Below are 16,386 nucleotides of genomic sequence, written 5' to 3'. Positions count from 1 at the left end.
TACTAACATGGAATTTAAAATGAAAGCGAAAGAATTAATATTAACCAATTGCTTTTCACATAGAGAGTTATTGGAGATGAAAAACTCATATGTCCAGGCTATACGTGAGGTATATGGGAGGGGCGCTATAGTTGCGGTTGATGAAACATTTGAAAATTACATCCTCGTGATTGCAGATGCTGTAAGTAGTGCTTTTTTTCTGGTGACTTTTATGGGGTTGATTAATGTTAGTGCAATGTTATACATACATGGATTAACAAAAGGTACGTTTGCAATGTTCGTTATTAGTATGTTTATAATAATAGGAGTGGTAATTAGAAATAGTATTGTTAAAAAAATAAAAATGGCAACCACCTTAAAGTTAATTAAGCTAAGGGTGAAAATGTTTTTTTTACATGATTACCCCACCCTAGCTTGTAAACAACAGATAAAAACTTCTCAACTTTGCTCAATTGATATCTTTATTCTATATATCGACTATTCGCTTTCATCGAATTTATAACCGTCATCATAAAATGTAGCATATATTATGTTAGCCATGTCAATCTCCCCAAATAAGTTGTTGTGGAGTACATTACATACGATATTGTTTTAAATCCAGAATTTAAACTGTATTATATTATTTGTATTTTATATGTAACCCTTTAATTAATTCAACGTACAAATGTCTTGATTGAATATACTAGATGTAATCCCTAGAAAGCATTTTATGCTGAGCATAGCTGGGGTAATGCTCCTTTTTAACCAGGGCAATAATGAAATCACGATAGAAATAAGCGTCAGAGCTGATGCTTTTTCAACAACGCACGCAGTTGGTGATAAGTTAAACCTAACAGTTCAGCCGCTTTTTTCTGATTAAATCTGGCCTGCTGTAGCGCCTGTTGTAGCAGGTCTTTTTCTTGCTGTTGCTGGAACTCACGTAAGTCCAGCGGCAGCGCAAGGGCGCTTTTTTCGACCTGTTCCTGCACAGCAACCGGCCGCTGGAACGGGTCGAGGATGATCGTATCCAGTGGCTCGTCGATACTGGCATGCCGATACACCGAGCGTTCCACCACATTTTTCAGTTCACGAATATTACCCGGCCAGCCGTAGCCGAGCAGGGTGTGGCGGGCGTGGTCGGTAAAGCCCGGGAACAGCGGCAGGTTCAGTTCGCGGCACATCTGAATGGCGAAGTGTTCCGCCATCAACATGATGTCACTCTGGCGTTCACGCAGGGGCGGGAGCTGCACCACGTCAAACGCCAGACGGTCGAGAAGGTCGGCGCGGAAAGTGCCGTCACTGACCATTTGCGGTAAATCGGCATTGGTGGCGCACACCAGACGCACGTTGACCTGCAACGGCTGGCTGCCACCGACGCGTTCCAGTTCGCCATATTCAATCACTCTTAGCAGTTTTTCCTGTACCAGCATCGGCGCGGTGGCCAGCTCGTCAAGAAACAACGTCCCGCCGTCCGCGCGTTCGAAGCGTCCCGGATGGCGCTTTTGCGCCCCGGTAAATGCGCCCGCTTCGTGACCGAACAGTTCGGAATCGAGCAGGTTTTCATTCAGCGCCGCGCAGTTCAGTGAGATAAACGGCCCTTGCCAGCGCGAGGAGAGAAAGTGCAGACGGTTGGCGATAAGCTCTTTGCCGGTGCCGCGTTCGCCGATCACCAGCACCGGTTTATCGAGCGGTGCGAGTCGTGAAACTTGTTCCAGTACCTCGATGAAGCTGTTGGCTTCCCCGAGCAAATTGTCCTTGTATTCCGCCATGATGAAATTCGCCACTAGTTGGTGTAATTCGCCATCCTACTGTAGCCGTCAGACGAGTAAAATTCAATCAGAACGAGTGAAATCAATAAGATAAAAAGTTGGCACGCCATTTGTATTATCTCATTAGCAGGGCAACGCCCGATAACAGAACTGACCGTATGAGGATTTGAATTATGGGTATTTTTTCTCGTTTTGCCGATATCGTGAACGCCAACATCAACACACTGCTGGAGAAGGCTGAAGATCCGCAAAAACTGGTCCGCCTGATGATTCAGGAAATGGAAGACACCCTGGTGGAAGTGCGTTCTACCTCTGCCCGTGCGCTGGCCGAAAAGAAACAGCTCACCCGTCGCATTGAACAGGCTAACGCGCAACAGACCGAATGGCAGGACAAAGCCGAGCTGGCGCTGCGTAAAGAGAAAGAAGATCTGGCGCGTGCCGCGCTGATTGAAAAACAGAAGCTGACCGAGATGATCGGTACGCTGGAACACGAAGTCACTTTGGTCGATGAAACCCTGACCCGGATGAAAAAAGAGATCGGCGAGCTGGAAAATAAACTCAGCGAAACCCGCGCTCGTCAGCAGGCGTTGACCCTGCGTCATCAGGCGGCGAACTCGTCCCGTGATGTGCGTCGCCAACTCGACAGCGGAAAAATTGATGAAGCGATGGCGCGTTTCGAATCTTTTGAGCGGCGTATCGATCAGATGGAAGCCGAGGCGGAGAGCCACGGTTTCGGTAAACAGAAATCGCTGGACCAGCAGTTTGCTGAACTGAAAGCGGATGACGATATCAGCGCACAAATCGCTGAACTGCGCGCCAAAATGAAACAGGATAATCAATAATAACGTTCAGGCGGTGCTGTTGGCACCGCCGCTCATCATCTGTAAGGAGACCTTATGAGCGCGCTTTTTCTTGCCATACCGCTGACGCTGTTTGTGTTGTTTGTCCTGCCGGTCTGGTTGTGGCTGCACTACAGTAACCGCTCCGGCGCAGAGCTGTCGTCGAGCGAGCAGCAGCGGCTTGCGCAACTGACGGACGAGGCGAAACGGATGCGTGAACGCCTTCAGGCGCTGGAAGATATTCTCGACGCGGAACATCCGAACTGGAGAGAACGATAATGGCAGCATTGGATTTTAGTAAGAAGCTGTGGCGTATTCCGCAGCAGGGCATGGTCAAGGGCGTATGCGCTGGTATTGCGCACTGGCTCGACGTTCCGGTGAAACTGGTGCGTCTGATTACCGTGCTGGCAATGATTTTTGGCCTGTTTTTCTTCGTGGTGGTGGCGTACATCATTTTGACCTTCGCCCTCGACCCGATCCCTGATAACGAAATGTACGGCGAAAAAACGCCGTCCAGCGGCGAGCTGCTGAACGCAGTCGATGCCGAACTCGCCGCCGGTGAGCAGCGTCTGCGTGAGATGGAACGTTATGTCACCTCCGACACCTTTTCTCTGCGCAGCCGTTTCCGCCAACTTTAACGCTGAGAGGTATTTGATGAACTCAAAATGGCAACGCACCGGGCAGAAAGTGAAACCCGGCCTGAAAATCGCCGGTAAGCTGGTATTGCTAACCGCGCTGCGTTACGGCCCGGCGGGCGTTGCCGGTTGGGCTATCAAATCCGTCGCCCGTCGCCCACTGAAAATGCTGCTGGCGGTCGCGCTCGAACCGGTACTGGCCCGCCTGGCCAGCCGGATGTCACGCAAGTATTTCTCCTGACCGGCGGGGAGGGCGCTCCCCCTGACTGCACGCTCCTGCGTTCTTTGCATTCTCCCCCTCCATTTATTTGCGGCAGCTCACATTTAATGAATTAGAGCCGCCGCAGACCCGCATTTTGCGTTTTTTCCCCTGTCCGTCGCGTTGACATCGCATTTTGCGGAGAGTAGATTCCAATCCGTGGGACCGCTACCATGGAAAATAAACGTGAACCCGAAAATAAAAGATCTGATTGACAAAGTTTATGGCGATTCATTTTTAACGCACCAGTTAACGCGGCTTTTTTCCGATATTGAAAAAGCTAAATCACGTATTAGTGAGCGGCGTAAAATGAACTGGGATCAACAGGATGTGGTATTAATTACCTATGCCGATCAATTTCGTCTCGAGGGTGAGAAAAGCCTGCCGGTATTTACCCGTTTTTATAATCGCTGGCTAAAAGAGGGTTTCTCCCACGTTCATCTTCTGCCCTTTTATCCCTGGTCTTCTGACGACGGATTCTCGGTAGTGGATTATCATCAGGTGGCACCGGAGTCGGGCGACTGGCATGACGTTGCTGACCTGAAGCGCTCCTCAAAGCTGATGTTTGATTTTGTCTGCAATCATATGTCGGCGAAAAGTGAATGGTTTGCCCGCTATCTGCGCCAGGAGCCGGGGTTCGAAAACTTCTTTATCGCCGTTGATCCTGACACCGACCTTTCTGCGGTGACCCGTCCACGTGCTTTGCCCTTGCTGACGCCGTTCACCTTAAGCGACGAGTCGGTGCGTCATTTGTGGACCACCTTCAGCGAAGATCAAATCGACCTCAACTTTGCCGCGCCAGAAGTCCTGATCGCGATGGTCAACGTGCTGCTGCATTACCTGGAGCAGGGCGCGGATTATGTGCGTCTCGATGCCGTGGGCTTTATGTGGAAAGTGCCGGGGACCTCGTGCATACACCTGCCACAGACCCATGATTTGATTAAGCTGTTCCGCGCCATTGCTGAAGAGGTTGCCCCGGGCACGGTGATCATTACTGAAACCAACGTCCCGCATAAAGACAACATTGCCTATTTCGGCGATGGTCATGACGAAGCACAGATGGTGTACCAGTTCTCACTCCCGCCGCTGGTACTGCATGCGATGCACAGCGCGAATGTAGAAACGCTGTGTCGCTGGGCGCAGAGTCTGGCGCTGCCGTCGACGGAGACCACCTGGTTTAACTTCCTTGCCTCTCATGACGGCATTGGCCTCAATCCGCTGCGCGGCATTCTGCCCGAAGAGGAGATCCTGCAACTGGTTGAAAAGTTGCAGCAGCAGGGCGCGTTGGTTAACTGGAAAAATAACCCGGACGGCAGCCGCAGTCCCTACGAAATTAACGTCACCTATATGGATGCGCTCAGCCCGAAAGCCAGCAGTGACGACGACAGACTCGCCCGTTTTGTGCTGGCGCATGCAGTGTTACTCAGTTTTCCTGGCGTACCGGCGATATACATCCAAAGCATTCTTGGCTCGCGTAATGATTACGAGGGCGTCGAAAAGGCGGGCTACAACCGGGCAATCAATCGCCAGAAATACACCCTGGATGAAATCGAGACGGCGCTGTCGCAAACCGGCAGTCTGCGTCAACGCGTCTATCGTCGTCTGACTCACCTGATTGCCTTGCGTCGAGAACATCACGCTTTTCATCCGAATGCGAAAGCCGAATTTAGCGCGCTCAATGATAGCGTCTTGCAAATTACCCGTACCGCGGAAAATAACCAGCGAATAACCTGTTTATTTAATTTCAGCGATCGGCCTCAGCGCATTCATCAGGAATATCCTCCTGCTCGGGAATTAATAAGCGGCTGCGATATAACTGATAGCGAATTAGATCTCGCGCCTTGGCAGGTTATGTGGATAGATTCTAAATAAAAGGAAGAATAAATGAAAATGGCAAAAACTGTGCTGGTCTCGGCACTGGTTTCCTGCGCCTTAATTTCAGGCTGTCGGGATGATAATAAAACCGTGACGATCGAATTTATGCATTCTTCAGTCGAGCAAGAGCGTCAGGCGGTGATTACTCAACTGATTGCCCGCTTTGAAAAAGAGAACCCAGGCATTGTGGTGAAACCAGTGCCGGTTGAGGAGGATGCATTTAACACCAAAGTCATCACCCTGGCGCGGACCGGGGCGTTACCTGCGGTAATGGAAGTCAGTCATGACTACGCCAAAGTGCTGGATAAAGAACAACTGCTTGACCGTAACGCCATTGCCAAATCGATAGCCGATTCCGGGGAAGATAATTTCTACGATGGCGTATTGCGTATCGTGCGCACTGAAGATGGAAAAGCGTGGACCGGCGCGCCAATCAGCGCGTGGCTTTCGGGCGTCTGGTATCACAAAGATGTGCTGGCGGCGGCGGGGATTGCTGAGCCACAAAACTGGCAGGAATTGTTAGCCGCCAGCAAGGCGTTGAGCAATCCGGCGATGAAAAAGTATGGTATCGCGTTGCCTACCGCTGAGAGCGTAATGACCGAACAGGCATTCTCGCAGTTTGCGCTATCGAATAACGCCAACGTGTTTAACAGCGAGGGGCGCATCTCGTTGGATACGCCGGAAATGCGTGACACGCTGGCGTTTTATCGTGATTTAGCCACGACCACCATGCCCGGCTCCAATGACGTGATGGAAATCAAAGACGCCTTTATGAACGGCTCTGCGCCGATGGCGATGTACTCCACCTACATTCTTCCGGCGGTGTACAAAGAGGGCAAACCTGAGAACCTGGGCTTTATGGTGCCAACGCAGGCCACACCAGCGGTATACGGCATGGTCACCTCGCTGACCATTACCTCCGGGCAGGAGAAAGCACAGACGGAAGCCGCAGAGAAATTTGTCGCCTGGATGGAGAAACCACAAAACTCCGCCGACTGGGTGATGATGTCGCCGGGTGCGGCATTGCCGATGACCAAAGGTGTGGTTGAAACCGCCACCTGGAAAGATAACGCGGTGATTAAAGCCTTCGGCCAGTTGCCGTACGAGCTGATCGCCGAGTACCCGAACGTGAAAGTATTCGGCGCGGTGGGCGATAAAAACTTCACCCGCATGGGCGATGTGACGGGTTCTGGCACCATCAGCGCCATGGTGAACGCGGCGACGGTAGGGAAGAAACCGATTGAACCGCTGCTGGCTGACGGTCAGAAACGACTCGATGCGCTTCTTCAACAGCCATGATACAGGCGGGAAATCGGATGATTAAGAAGTTGATGTCAGGCCGTTCCGACCTGCCGTTCGCCATGCTGTTACTCGGCCCCAGCTTATTGCTGCTGGCCGGGTTGGTCGCCTGGCCGATGATTTCCAATATTGAAATCAGTTTCCTGCGCCTGCCGTTGAACCCGCGCATTGAGTCGACGTTTGTTGGACTGGATAACTACACCCGTATTTTGAGCGATCCGGAATTTTGGCACTCGCTGTGGATGACCTTCTGGTACACCGCGCTAGTGGTGCTGGGCAGCACCGGGTTAGGGCTGGGCGTCGCCATATTCTTTAATCGCGAGTTCCGTTTGCGCAAAACAGCGCGTTCGCTGGTGTTGCTGTCCTACGTGACGCCGTCTATCTCGCTGGTGTTCGCCTGGAAATACATGTTCAACAACGGCTACGGGATTGTGAACTATCTCGGAGTCGACCTGCTCGGGTTATATCAGCAAGCGCCGCTGTGGTTCGACAACCCGAGCAGTAGCTTCGTGCTGGTGGTGTTGTTCGCTATCTGGCGCTATTTCCCCTACGCCTTTATCTCGTTTCTCGCGATTTTGCAGACCGTTGATAAGTCACTGTACGAGGCCGCAGAGATGGACGGCGCGAATGCCTGGCAGCGTTTTCGTATCGTCACGCTCCCGGCGATCATGCCAGTGCTGGCGACCGTGGTGACGCTGCGCACTATCTGGATGTTCTACATGTTCGCCGACGTCTATCTGCTGACCACCAAGGTCAATATTCTCGGTGTCTATCTGTATAAAACAGCGTTTGCCTTCAACGATTTGGGCAAGGCTGCGGCGATTTCCGTGGTGCTGTTTGTGATCATTTTCGCAGTGATTCTGCTGACCAGAAAACGGGTGAATTTAAATGGCAACAAATAAACAACGTCGCTGGAATAGCGTGCTGTTTTACGTCGGGCTGGCACTGTTCCTCGGCTTCACGCTGTTTCCATTCTTCGTGATGTTGATGACCTCATTCAAAAGCGCCAAAGAGGCCATCTCGCTGCATCCGACGCTGCTGCCGCAGCAGTGGACGTTCGAGCACTACATCGACATTTTTAATCCGCTGATTTTCCCGTTCGTCAGCTATTTCCGTAACAGCCTGGTGGTGTCGATTGTCTCATCGGCTATCTCGCTGTTCCTCGGGACGCTTGGGGCATGGGCGCTGTCAAAACTGCGCTTTCGCGGCCGGGAAACCATCAACGCCAGCTTTTATACCGTCTACATGTTCTCCGGCATATTACTGGTGGTGCCGCTGTTCAAAATCATCACCGCGTTGGGGATATACGACACCGAACTGGCGCTGATTGTCACCATGGTGACGCAAACGCTGCCGACCGCCATTTTCATGCTGAAAAGCTACTTTGACACCATCCCGGATGAAATCGAGGAGGCGGCAATGATGGACGGATTGAACCGACTGCAGATCATCTTCCGTATCACGGTGCCGTTGGCGATGTCGGGTCTGATTTCGGTGTTTGTGTACTGCTTTATGGTGGCGTGGAACGACTATCTGTTTGCGTCGATTTTCCTCTCCAGTGCAGAAAACTTCACCTTACCGGTAGGCCTGAACACGCTGTTCAGTACGCCGGATTATATCTGGGGACGCATGATGGCCGCATCGCTGGTGACCGCGCTGCCCGTCATCATCATGTATGCGCTTTCCGAGCGCTTTATTAAAAGTGGTTTGACAGCCGGCGGCGTTAAGGGCTGAGGCTTTCAGTTTGACAAGGAATCTGTAATGAAAAAATTAGTAGCAACAGCCCCGCGTGTCGCGGCTCTGGTGGAATATCAGGACGCGCCGGTGGCGGCAAATGAAGTGAAAATTCGTGTGCGTTACGGCGCGCCGAAACACGGCACCGAAGTGGTTGATTTCCGCGCGGCCAGCCCGTTTATTGACGAACAGTTCGACGCAGAGTGGCAGCTGTTTACCGCCCGTGATGCAAACGCGCCACGAGGCATTGAGTTTGGCACATTCCAGCTCGGCAACATGGTGGTGGGCGACATCATCCAGTGTGGCGCAGATGTCACGGACTACCGCGAAGGCGACAGCGTCTGCTGTTACGGCCCGCTGGCTGAAACCGTCATTGTTAACGCAGTTGATAACTACAAACTGCGCAAAATGCCTGAGGGCGCGTCGTGGAAAAACGCCGTCTGCTATGACCCGGCGCAGTTCGCGATGAGCGGCGTACGCGATGCCAACGTACGCGTCGGCGACTTTGTGGTAGTGATTGGCCTGGGGGCGATTGGTCAGATTGCAGTACAGCTGGCGAAGAAAGCGGGCGCATCCGTCGTGATGGGTGTCGATCCGATTGCTCATCGCTGCGAGATAGCCCGTCGCCACGGGGCCGATGCCTGTCTGAACCCGATCGGCACCGACGTCGGCCTGGAAATCAAAAAGCTGACCGGCAAGCAGGGCGCAGATGTGATTATCGAAACCAGCGGCTATGCGGACGCGCTGCAATCCGCGCTGCGCGGCCTGGCTTACGGTGGCACGATTTCATACGTCGCGTTTGCCAAACCGTTTGCCGAGGGCTTCAACCTCGGACGGGAAGCGCATTTCAACAATGCCAAAATCGTCTTCTCCCGTGCGTGCAGCGAGCCGAACCCGGACTATCCGCGCTGGAGTCGGAAGCGTATCGAGGAAACCTGCTGGCAACTGCTGATGAACGGTTATCTGAACTGCGACGACCTGATTGATCCGGTGGTGCCGTTCAGCGAAAGCCCGGAAAGTTACATGAAGTTTGTCGATAAACAGCCTGAACTGAGCATCAAAATGGGCGTCACTTTTTAAGCGCAAGGAGAGCAAATAATGAAAATTGCAACGCAGAATCAGGCTTTCTTCCCGGAAAATATTCTGGAGAAATTCCGTTACATCAAAGCGATGGGCTTTGACGGCTACGAAATCGACGGTCGTTTGTTAGTGAACAATCTGGACGAGGTGAAAGCAGCCATTAAAGAAACCGGCCTGCCAGTGACCACCGCCTGCGGCGGCTATGACGGCTGGATTGGGGATTTTATCGAAGAGCGCCGTCTCAACGGGTTACAACAAATCGCCCGCATTCTCGAAGCGCTGGCGGACGTTGGGGGTAAAGGCATTGTAGTACCTGCTGCATGGGGGATGTTTACGTTCCGCCTGCCGCCGATGACCTCGCCACGCAGCCTCGACGGCGATCGCAAGGCGGTCAGCGACTCACTGCGTTTCCTTGATGACGTCGCGGCTCGCACCGGGACTACCGTGCTGCTGGAACCGCTGAATCGCTATCAGGATCACATGATCAACACCCTGGCGGATGCCCGTCGCTATATCACCGAAAATCAGCTGAAAAATACGCAGATCATCGGCGATTTCTATCACATGAACATCGAAGAGGATGATATTGCGGGGGCGCTACACGCCCATCGTGATTTGCTCGGCCATGTGCATATCGCGGATAACCACCGGTATCAGCCAGGCAGCGGGAGCCTGAATTTCGCCGCGTTGTTTGATCAACTGCGCGAAGACCAATATCCGGGCTATGTGGTGTACGAATGCCGGGTACGCGCCGACGATCCGGCGAAAGCGTACCAGGATTCCCTCGTTTATCTGCGTGAGTGCTGAGAGGTATCGCGTGAACAATGCTACAGCTGTCGCCCCGTTACGCGTCGCCATCATCGGCGCGGGGCAGGTGGCGGACAAAGTCCATGCTTCATACTATGCCACGCGAAATGACCTCCAGATGGTGGCTGTCTGTGACAGCCGCCTGGAGCAGGCGCAGGCGTTTGCGACGAAGTTCGAGATTACGGCTTGCTATGACGACGTACGCCTGATGTTGCAGGCAGCGCAGCCGGATATCGTCAGCGTCTGCTCGCCGAACCGCTTTCATTTTGAGCACGTGTTAGCCGCTCTGGAAGCCGGCTGTCACGTGATGTGCGAGAAGCCGCCAGCAATGACCCCGCAGCAGGCCGACCAGATGCGCGCCCTGGCCCATAAGCAGGGCAAAGTGCTGGCCTATGATTTCCACCATCGCTTCTCCCTTGACGCCCAGCTGTTGCGTGAGCAGGTGCAGAGTGGTGTGTTGGGCGAGGTCTATCTCACCACCGCCACCGCTTTACGCCGCAGCGGCGTCCCGGGCTGGGGCGTGTTTACCAATAAAGCGATGCAGGGCGGCGGGCCATTGATCGACATCGGCATTCACATGCTGGATGCCGCGATGTATGTGCTGGGGTTTCCGCCGGCGCGCCGCGTGATGGCGCACAGCTTCCAGAAGCTCGGTACGGTGAAAAGCAGCGGTCAGTTTGGTGAGTGGGACCCGACCCAGTACACCGTAGAAGATGCGCTGTTTGGCACCATTGAGTTTCAAAACGGGAGCCTGCTACGACTCGAGACTTCATTTGTGCTGAACATCGCCGAAACGTCACGCTTGAATGTGACCTTTTGCGGAGATAAAGCCGGGGCCACGTTGTTCCCGGCGCATGTCTACAACGACGTGAACGGCGAACTCAATTCAATTATCCAGCGTGAGCAGGCCGACGATAATCGCCATTTTCGTAGCATGGATGCGTTTGTGCGCCACGTGCTAGGCGAGGCGGTCACTATCGCTGACGCAGACCAGGGCTTTGTTGTTCAACAGCTGGTCGCGGCGCTGTATGAATCAGCGGAGAAGGGCGAATGGGTGAAGATATGCTGAACATCACTACCCTGAACGATCCGGCTTTCAGCCCGCACACCCTGAATAAATACGCCTCGTTAATGACCTGCGCGAACGGCTATATGGGCGTGCGGGCGACGCATGAAGAAGATTACACCCAGCAGGTGCGCGGCCTGTATCTTGCCGGGTTGTATCACTGCGCCGGACGGGGTGAAACCAATGAACTGATTAATCTGCCGGACGTGGTGGGGATCCAGCTTGAGGTGAATGGCGCACCGTTTACGCTGTTGAGCGGGGAGACCGAAAGCTGGCAGCGCGAACTGGATTTCAGCGACGGAGAACTGCGCCGGGAACTGATCTGGCGTTCAGCGTCGGGTGCACGGGTGCGCATTACCAGCCGTCGTTTTAGCTCAATGGCGCAGCTCCCGCTGTTGGCGATGCAATTTACCGTCACCGCGCTGGACGAAGATGTGAGCCTGGCTTTTTCCACCGGCATTGATGGTACCCAGACCAATAGTGGTCGTCAGCATCTGGATGAGCTGTCCCTGCGGGTTTTCGGTCAGCAGGTGCTTCAGGGCGCATGGGCGACACAGTCTGGCGATGCAGAAGTGGTGATCACTAGCAGCATTCAGGTGAGCCAGCAGGCGGAGATCTGTTTTACAGCCAAGAACCGCCGCCTCATGCAAAACAGCACGCTGCAACTGAAGGCGGGTGACAGTGTCACGCTGGAGAAAATCAACTGGATAGTGCAGCGTAGCCGCGAAATCTTATCGCTGGAAAGCTTTAGCCGCCGTTGTCTGAATGACTTGCAGACCAGCGCTGCGATGGGCTACGACGCACTGCGCAATGCTTCGCGGGCGGAGTGGCACAAAGGCTGGCAGGCGCGTCGGGTGGTGGTTGAATCTATAAACCAGGCCGATCAGGTCGCGCTTGATTTTGCCCATTATCACCTGGCCGCCATGACCCCGCGGCACGACGAACGCACCAGTATCGCGGCGAAGGGGCTGACCGGCGAAGGCTATAAAGGGCATGTGTTCTGGGATACCGAAGTCTTTTTGCTGCCTTATCATCTGCTGACCGCGCCCTCGACCGCGCGATCGTTGCTGCGTTACCGCTATCTGAATTTGCCCGGCGCACGGGCAAAAGCCCGGCGTAACGGCTGGCATGGGGCGCTGTTCCCGTGGGAAAGTGCGCGCAGCGGTGAAGAAGAAACACCGGAATTTGCCGCCATTAACATTCGCACCGGACTGCGGCAGAAAATCGCCTCCGCGCAGGCCGAACATCATCTGGTGGCGGATATCGCCTGGGCGGTGGTGAACTACTGGCACGCCACCCATGACGAGGCGTTCATGCGCAGCGAAGGCGTCAGCCTGCTGACGGAAACCGCAACGTTCTGGATAAGTCGCGCGGTGGAGGTCAACGGAAGGCTGGAATTGCACGACGTTATCGGCCCGGATGAATACACCGAGCACGTTAACAACAACGCCTTTACTAACTATATGGCATGGCACAACGTGGCGCAGGCGCTGTATTTCGTGCCGCAGTTCGGCGAACTCCAGCCCGGATTCGCCGCCAGAGCCGACGATTTCCTACAACGTTTGTGGCTGCCTGAACCTGATGCACAGGGGGTATTGGCGCAGGACGATACGTTCATGGGTAAGCCGACTATCGACCTCGCAAAATACAAAGCGAAAGCCGGAAAACAGACGATCCTCCTCGACTATTCGCGGGCTGAAGTCAACGAAATGCAGATCCTCAAGCAGGCTGACGTGGTGATGCTCAACTACATGCTGCCGGAACGTTTTTCAACCGCAGCCTGCCTGGCGAATCTGGCGTACTACGAACCGCGCACGATCCACGACTCCTCGCTCAGTAAAGCGATTCACGGCATTGTCAGCGCCCGCTGTGGGCAGTTGGCGGACGGGTATCGCCAATGGCGCGACGGGACGTTGATTGATCTGGGTGACGAGCCGCACAGCAGCGACGATGGCATTCATGCCGCGGCCACGGGCGCTATCTGGCTGGGCGCGGTAGAAGGTTTTGCCGGGTTGAGCATCTGTAACGGTGAACTGCATCTGGCCCCGGCGTTACCAGTGGAGTGGCAGCGACTGTGCGTACCGATTTGCTGGCACGGAGTGAGTCTGACGCTGGACATCACCCCGGAGGCCGTGACTCTGCACAGTGCGGCAGACGTTCGATTGTGGCTGTGGGGAACTGAGATCGTTGTGCAGGGACAACAGCGTTATTCCAGAGCGGATTTTTTTAACGCTGAAATTGGGACCGCTACCAGGGAGGGCGCAGAATGAAACTGGAAGCCGTCATATTCGATCTCGATGGGGTGGTGACCGACACGGCGCATCTGCATTTCATCGCCTGGCGCGATGTGGCGCAGGAAATCGGGATCACTATCGACCCGGTGTTCAACGAACAGCTCAAGGGCATCAGTCGGATGGCGTCGTTGCAACGCATTTTGCAACACGGTGGCAAAGCGGCGCACTTTTCGCAGGCCGAATGCGAGGCGTTGTGTGCCCGGAAAAACAATCGTTATGTGGCTACTCTTTCGTCGCTCACGCCTGCGTCGATTCTGCCGGGTATCACCGACCTGCTGCACGATCTTCGAGCTCGCGGAATACGTATCGGGCTGGCGTCGGTGTCGCTTAACGCGCCGATCATTTTGAATGCGCTCGGGATTACCCCTCTGTTTGACTACTGCGCCGACGCCTCGCGTATCAAGCATTCCAAACCCGATCCGGAAATCTTCCTACTGGCCTGCCGCGGATTGGGTGTGACCGCGCAGCACGCTATCGGTATTGAGGATGCGCAGGCGGGAATCCAGGCAATTAACGCCTGCGGTATGGCAGCGGTCGGGATTGGCGACGATTTGACGGGGGCGGGGCTGTTATTACCGTCCACACGAGAACTGAACTGGCATCGGTTGGATGCGTACTGGCAACGCCTTCATTCGGCCTCTGCACCTGCAAAGGAATAAACCTATGGCTCAACTATCACTGCAACATATTCAGAAAATTTATGACAACCACGTCCACGTGGTGAAAGATTTCAATCTCGAGATTGAAGACAAAGAGTTCATCGTGCTGGTCGGGCCGTCAGGCTGTGGGAAATCTACCACCCTGAGAATGATTGCCGGACTAGAAGCAATAAGCCACGGCGAGTTAATGATCGATGGCCTGCGGATGAACGACGTTCCGGCGAAATCGCGCAATATCGCGATGGTGTTCCAGAACTATGCGCTGTATCCGCACATGACGGTATACGACAACATGGCCTTTGGCCTGAAGATGCAAAAGATTGCGCCGGAAGTCATTGAAGAACGCGTCAGTTGGGCGGCACAGATTTTGGGGTTACGGGAGTATCTGACACGTAAACCGGGCGCACTCTCCGGCGGTCAGCGTCAGCGCGTGGCACTCGGGCGGGCAATTGTGCGCGAGGCGGGGGTGTTTTTGATGGATGAGCCGCTGTCTAACCTCGATGCCAAGCTGCGTGTGCAGATGCGGGCTGAAATCTGCAAACTGCATCAGAAGCTCAATACCACCATGATTTACGTAACTCATGATCAAACCGAAGCCATGACCATGGCGACGCGGATCGTTATCATGAAAGACGGGATCGTCCAGCAGGTGGGGGCGCCGAAGCAGGTCTATAACCAACCGGCAAATATGTTTGTTGCTGGATTTATTGGCTCACCGGCAATGAATTTTATTCGGGGGGCCATCGACGGCAGCGATTTTGTCACCGAAACCCTGAGGTTGCCGATCCCGGCAGACAAGATGGCAGTGCTCAACGCCGCGGGATACCAGCGCAAAGCGATTGTGTTAGGTATTCGTCCGGAAGATCTCTTAACCAGCCCCGAATCGAACTTGCCGGTCGCGGCGCGCATTAGCGTGGCGGAATTAACCGGAGCGGAATTTATGTTGTATATCACCATCGGCGGTCATGAGCTGGTCGTTCGCGCCCCGTCTACCTGTGATTATTCTGCTGGCGATACGATAGCGCTGTCATTCGATATGGCGAAAAGTCATTTCTTTGATATTGAAAGTGAGTTCGCTATTCACGGATAAAAGAAAATAACAAACCAGGGAGGAAATCATTCCTCCCATTCTTAACTTAGGGTGAAAATTATGAACACACTACCTCGGTGTGCAGCACTGCTATTGGGTGCATGTACTCTCACAGCTTATGCAGAAAATAACGACGGCTGGAAATTTAATATTGGCGCGATGTATGAAAGCGAAAATATTGAAGGGCAAGCCGATGATATGGACGGCTTATACGAGCCGTCAGTGTGGTTTAATGCCTCTACGGGGCCGTGGAAGATATCGCTCGCAATGTACCAGGAAGGTCCGGTCGATTACAGTTCCGGCACACGGGGAACCTATTTTAATCGGCCTGAACTGGAAATTCGTTATCAGGTACTGGATAGCGACGATTTCACGCTTGGCCTGACCGGCGGTATTCGTAATTATGGTTATCATTTTAAAGATGAACATAATAAAGAGGCGGGAACCGCTAACATGCAGCGTTATAAATTCCAGCCGGACTGGAATTTACGCCTGACGGATGACGTGCATTTTAACGGCTGGCTGGCGGCCTATCAGTTTGTGAATGACCTCGAGCAAACCGGTTACGCCGATAGCCGGGTTGAAACCGAAACCGGGTTTACCTGGAAGCTGTCGGAGTCGGTATCGCTCCAGACCAATTATTATCTGGAGCGCGGTTTTAATCTTGATAAGAGCCGTGATAACGGGGAGTTTTCTACCCAGGAAATACGCATCTATCTGCCTGTTTCATTCGGTTCGACCACGCTAACCCCGTATACCCGGCTCGGTCTCGACAGGTGGACAAACTGGGACTGGCAAGACGATCCGACCCGGGAAGGCCATGACTTCAACCGTCTGGGTTTACAATACGCCCACGATTTCGATAACGGTATTTCCGTTTCGCTTGAGTACGCCTACGAGTGGGAACACCACGATGAGGGCGACGACGACCGCTTCCATTACGCTGGCGTGGGTATTAATTACGCATTCTGACGCCAATAAAGCCGGAGGCAAACCTCCGG

General features: G+C 53.7%; 17 protein-coding genes. 16 read left to right on the top strand and 1 reads right to left on the bottom strand.

Translation table 11 applies throughout. The features are described 5' to 3' along the window. Positions 1-19 precede the first annotated feature (19 nt). Positions 20-502, top strand: coding sequence for a hypothetical protein (locus tag SIK69_RS19790; RefSeq protein WP_319786887.1), 483 nt, complete (start codon positions 20-22; stop codon positions 500-502). 277 nt (positions 503-779) lie between these two features. Here the strand turns inward: SIK69_RS19790 and pspF are convergent, their stop codons facing one another. Further along, complete coding sequence (gene pspF, locus SIK69_RS19785) at positions 780-1,763, bottom strand: phage shock protein operon transcriptional activator (protein ID WP_319786886.1); 984 nt, start codon at positions 1,761-1,763, stop codon at positions 780-782. Positions 1,764-1,921: 158 nt separating this feature from the next. On the opposite strand from pspF, the gene pspA reads away from it, so the two are divergent. The 15 genes from pspA (at position 1,922) to SIK69_RS19710 (ending at position 16,357) form a co-directional block, all read left to right on the top strand. Further along, the gene (pspA, locus tag SIK69_RS19780) at positions 1,922-2,590 is read left to right on the top strand and encodes a phage shock protein PspA (RefSeq protein WP_319630153.1); all 669 of its coding nucleotides are present in this window, start codon (positions 1,922-1,924) and stop codon (positions 2,588-2,590) included. A gap of 54 nt (positions 2,591-2,644) precedes the next feature. After that, complete coding sequence (pspB, locus tag SIK69_RS19775; protein WP_319630154.1) at positions 2,645-2,866, top strand: envelope stress response membrane protein PspB; 222 nt, start codon at positions 2,645-2,647, stop codon at positions 2,864-2,866. Beyond that, positions 2,866-3,225, top strand: a complete 360-nt coding sequence (gene pspC / locus SIK69_RS19770) for an envelope stress response membrane protein PspC (protein ID WP_319786885.1) — start codon at positions 2,866-2,868, stop codon at positions 3,223-3,225. The genes pspB and pspC overlap by 1 nt, the downstream gene beginning before the upstream one ends. 16 nt (positions 3,226-3,241) lie before the next feature. Then, on the top strand, positions 3,242-3,463 hold the full coding sequence (gene pspD / locus SIK69_RS19765; RefSeq protein ID WP_319786883.1) for a phage shock protein PspD: 222 nt from the start codon (positions 3,242-3,244) through the stop codon (positions 3,461-3,463). A 204-nt stretch (positions 3,464-3,667) separates the two neighbouring features. Further along, complete coding sequence (locus SIK69_RS19760; protein WP_319786882.1) at positions 3,668-5,353, top strand: alpha-amylase family glycosyl hydrolase; 1,686 nt, start codon at positions 3,668-3,670, stop codon at positions 5,351-5,353. 12 nt (positions 5,354-5,365) lie between these two features. Beyond that, positions 5,366-6,655: an ABC transporter substrate-binding protein gene (locus SIK69_RS19755; RefSeq protein WP_319630158.1), complete on the top strand. Its 1,290-nt coding sequence runs from the start codon at positions 5,366-5,368 to the stop codon at positions 6,653-6,655. 20 nt (positions 6,656-6,675) lie between these two features. Then, complete coding sequence (locus SIK69_RS19750; protein WP_319787225.1) at positions 6,676-7,557, top strand: carbohydrate ABC transporter permease; 882 nt, start codon at positions 6,676-6,678, stop codon at positions 7,555-7,557. Then, the gene (locus tag SIK69_RS19745; protein ID WP_319630159.1) at positions 7,544-8,389 is read left to right on the top strand and encodes a carbohydrate ABC transporter permease; all 846 of its coding nucleotides are present in this window, start codon (positions 7,544-7,546) and stop codon (positions 8,387-8,389) included. Before SIK69_RS19750 ends, SIK69_RS19745 begins: the two co-directional genes overlap by 14 nt. A gap of 27 nt (positions 8,390-8,416) precedes the next feature. After that, a complete protein-coding gene (ycjQ, locus tag SIK69_RS19740; RefSeq protein WP_319630160.1) occupies positions 8,417-9,469 on the top strand; it encodes a D-guloside 3-dehydrogenase in 1,053 nt (350 codons plus the stop codon). 18 nt (positions 9,470-9,487) lie between these two features. Continuing rightward, positions 9,488-10,276, top strand: coding sequence for a 3-dehydro-D-guloside 4-epimerase (gene ycjR, locus SIK69_RS19735; protein WP_319786881.1), 789 nt, complete (start codon positions 9,488-9,490; stop codon positions 10,274-10,276). 10 nt (positions 10,277-10,286) lie between these two features. Then, complete coding sequence (gene ycjS / locus SIK69_RS19730) at positions 10,287-11,345, top strand: D-glucoside 3-dehydrogenase (RefSeq protein WP_319786880.1); 1,059 nt, start codon at positions 10,287-10,289, stop codon at positions 11,343-11,345. Next, the gene (locus tag SIK69_RS19725; RefSeq protein ID WP_319787224.1) at positions 11,339-13,612 is read left to right on the top strand and encodes a glycoside hydrolase family 65 protein; all 2,274 of its coding nucleotides are present in this window, start codon (positions 11,339-11,341) and stop codon (positions 13,610-13,612) included. Before ycjS ends, SIK69_RS19725 begins: the two co-directional genes overlap by 7 nt. Continuing rightward, the gene (gene pgmB, locus SIK69_RS19720) at positions 13,609-14,295 is read left to right on the top strand and encodes a beta-phosphoglucomutase (RefSeq protein ID WP_319786879.1); all 687 of its coding nucleotides are present in this window, start codon (positions 13,609-13,611) and stop codon (positions 14,293-14,295) included. The genes SIK69_RS19725 and pgmB overlap by 4 nt, the downstream gene beginning before the upstream one ends. Positions 14,296-14,299: 4 nt before the next feature. Continuing rightward, positions 14,300-15,385, top strand: coding sequence for an ABC transporter ATP-binding protein (locus tag SIK69_RS19715; RefSeq protein ID WP_319630164.1), 1,086 nt, complete (start codon positions 14,300-14,302; stop codon positions 15,383-15,385). A 60-nt stretch (positions 15,386-15,445) separates the two neighbouring features. Continuing rightward, positions 15,446-16,357: an OmpG family monomeric porin gene (locus tag SIK69_RS19710; RefSeq protein WP_319630165.1), complete on the top strand. Its 912-nt coding sequence runs from the start codon at positions 15,446-15,448 to the stop codon at positions 16,355-16,357. Positions 16,358-16,386 lie beyond the last annotated feature (29 nt).

Origin of the sequence: Scandinavium lactucae (assembly GCF_033843265.1) — a bacterium.
Taxonomy (GTDB): Bacteria; Pseudomonadota; Gammaproteobacteria; order Enterobacterales; family Enterobacteriaceae; genus Scandinavium; species Scandinavium lactucae.
This window is presented reverse-complemented; position numbering and strand designations above follow the sequence as displayed.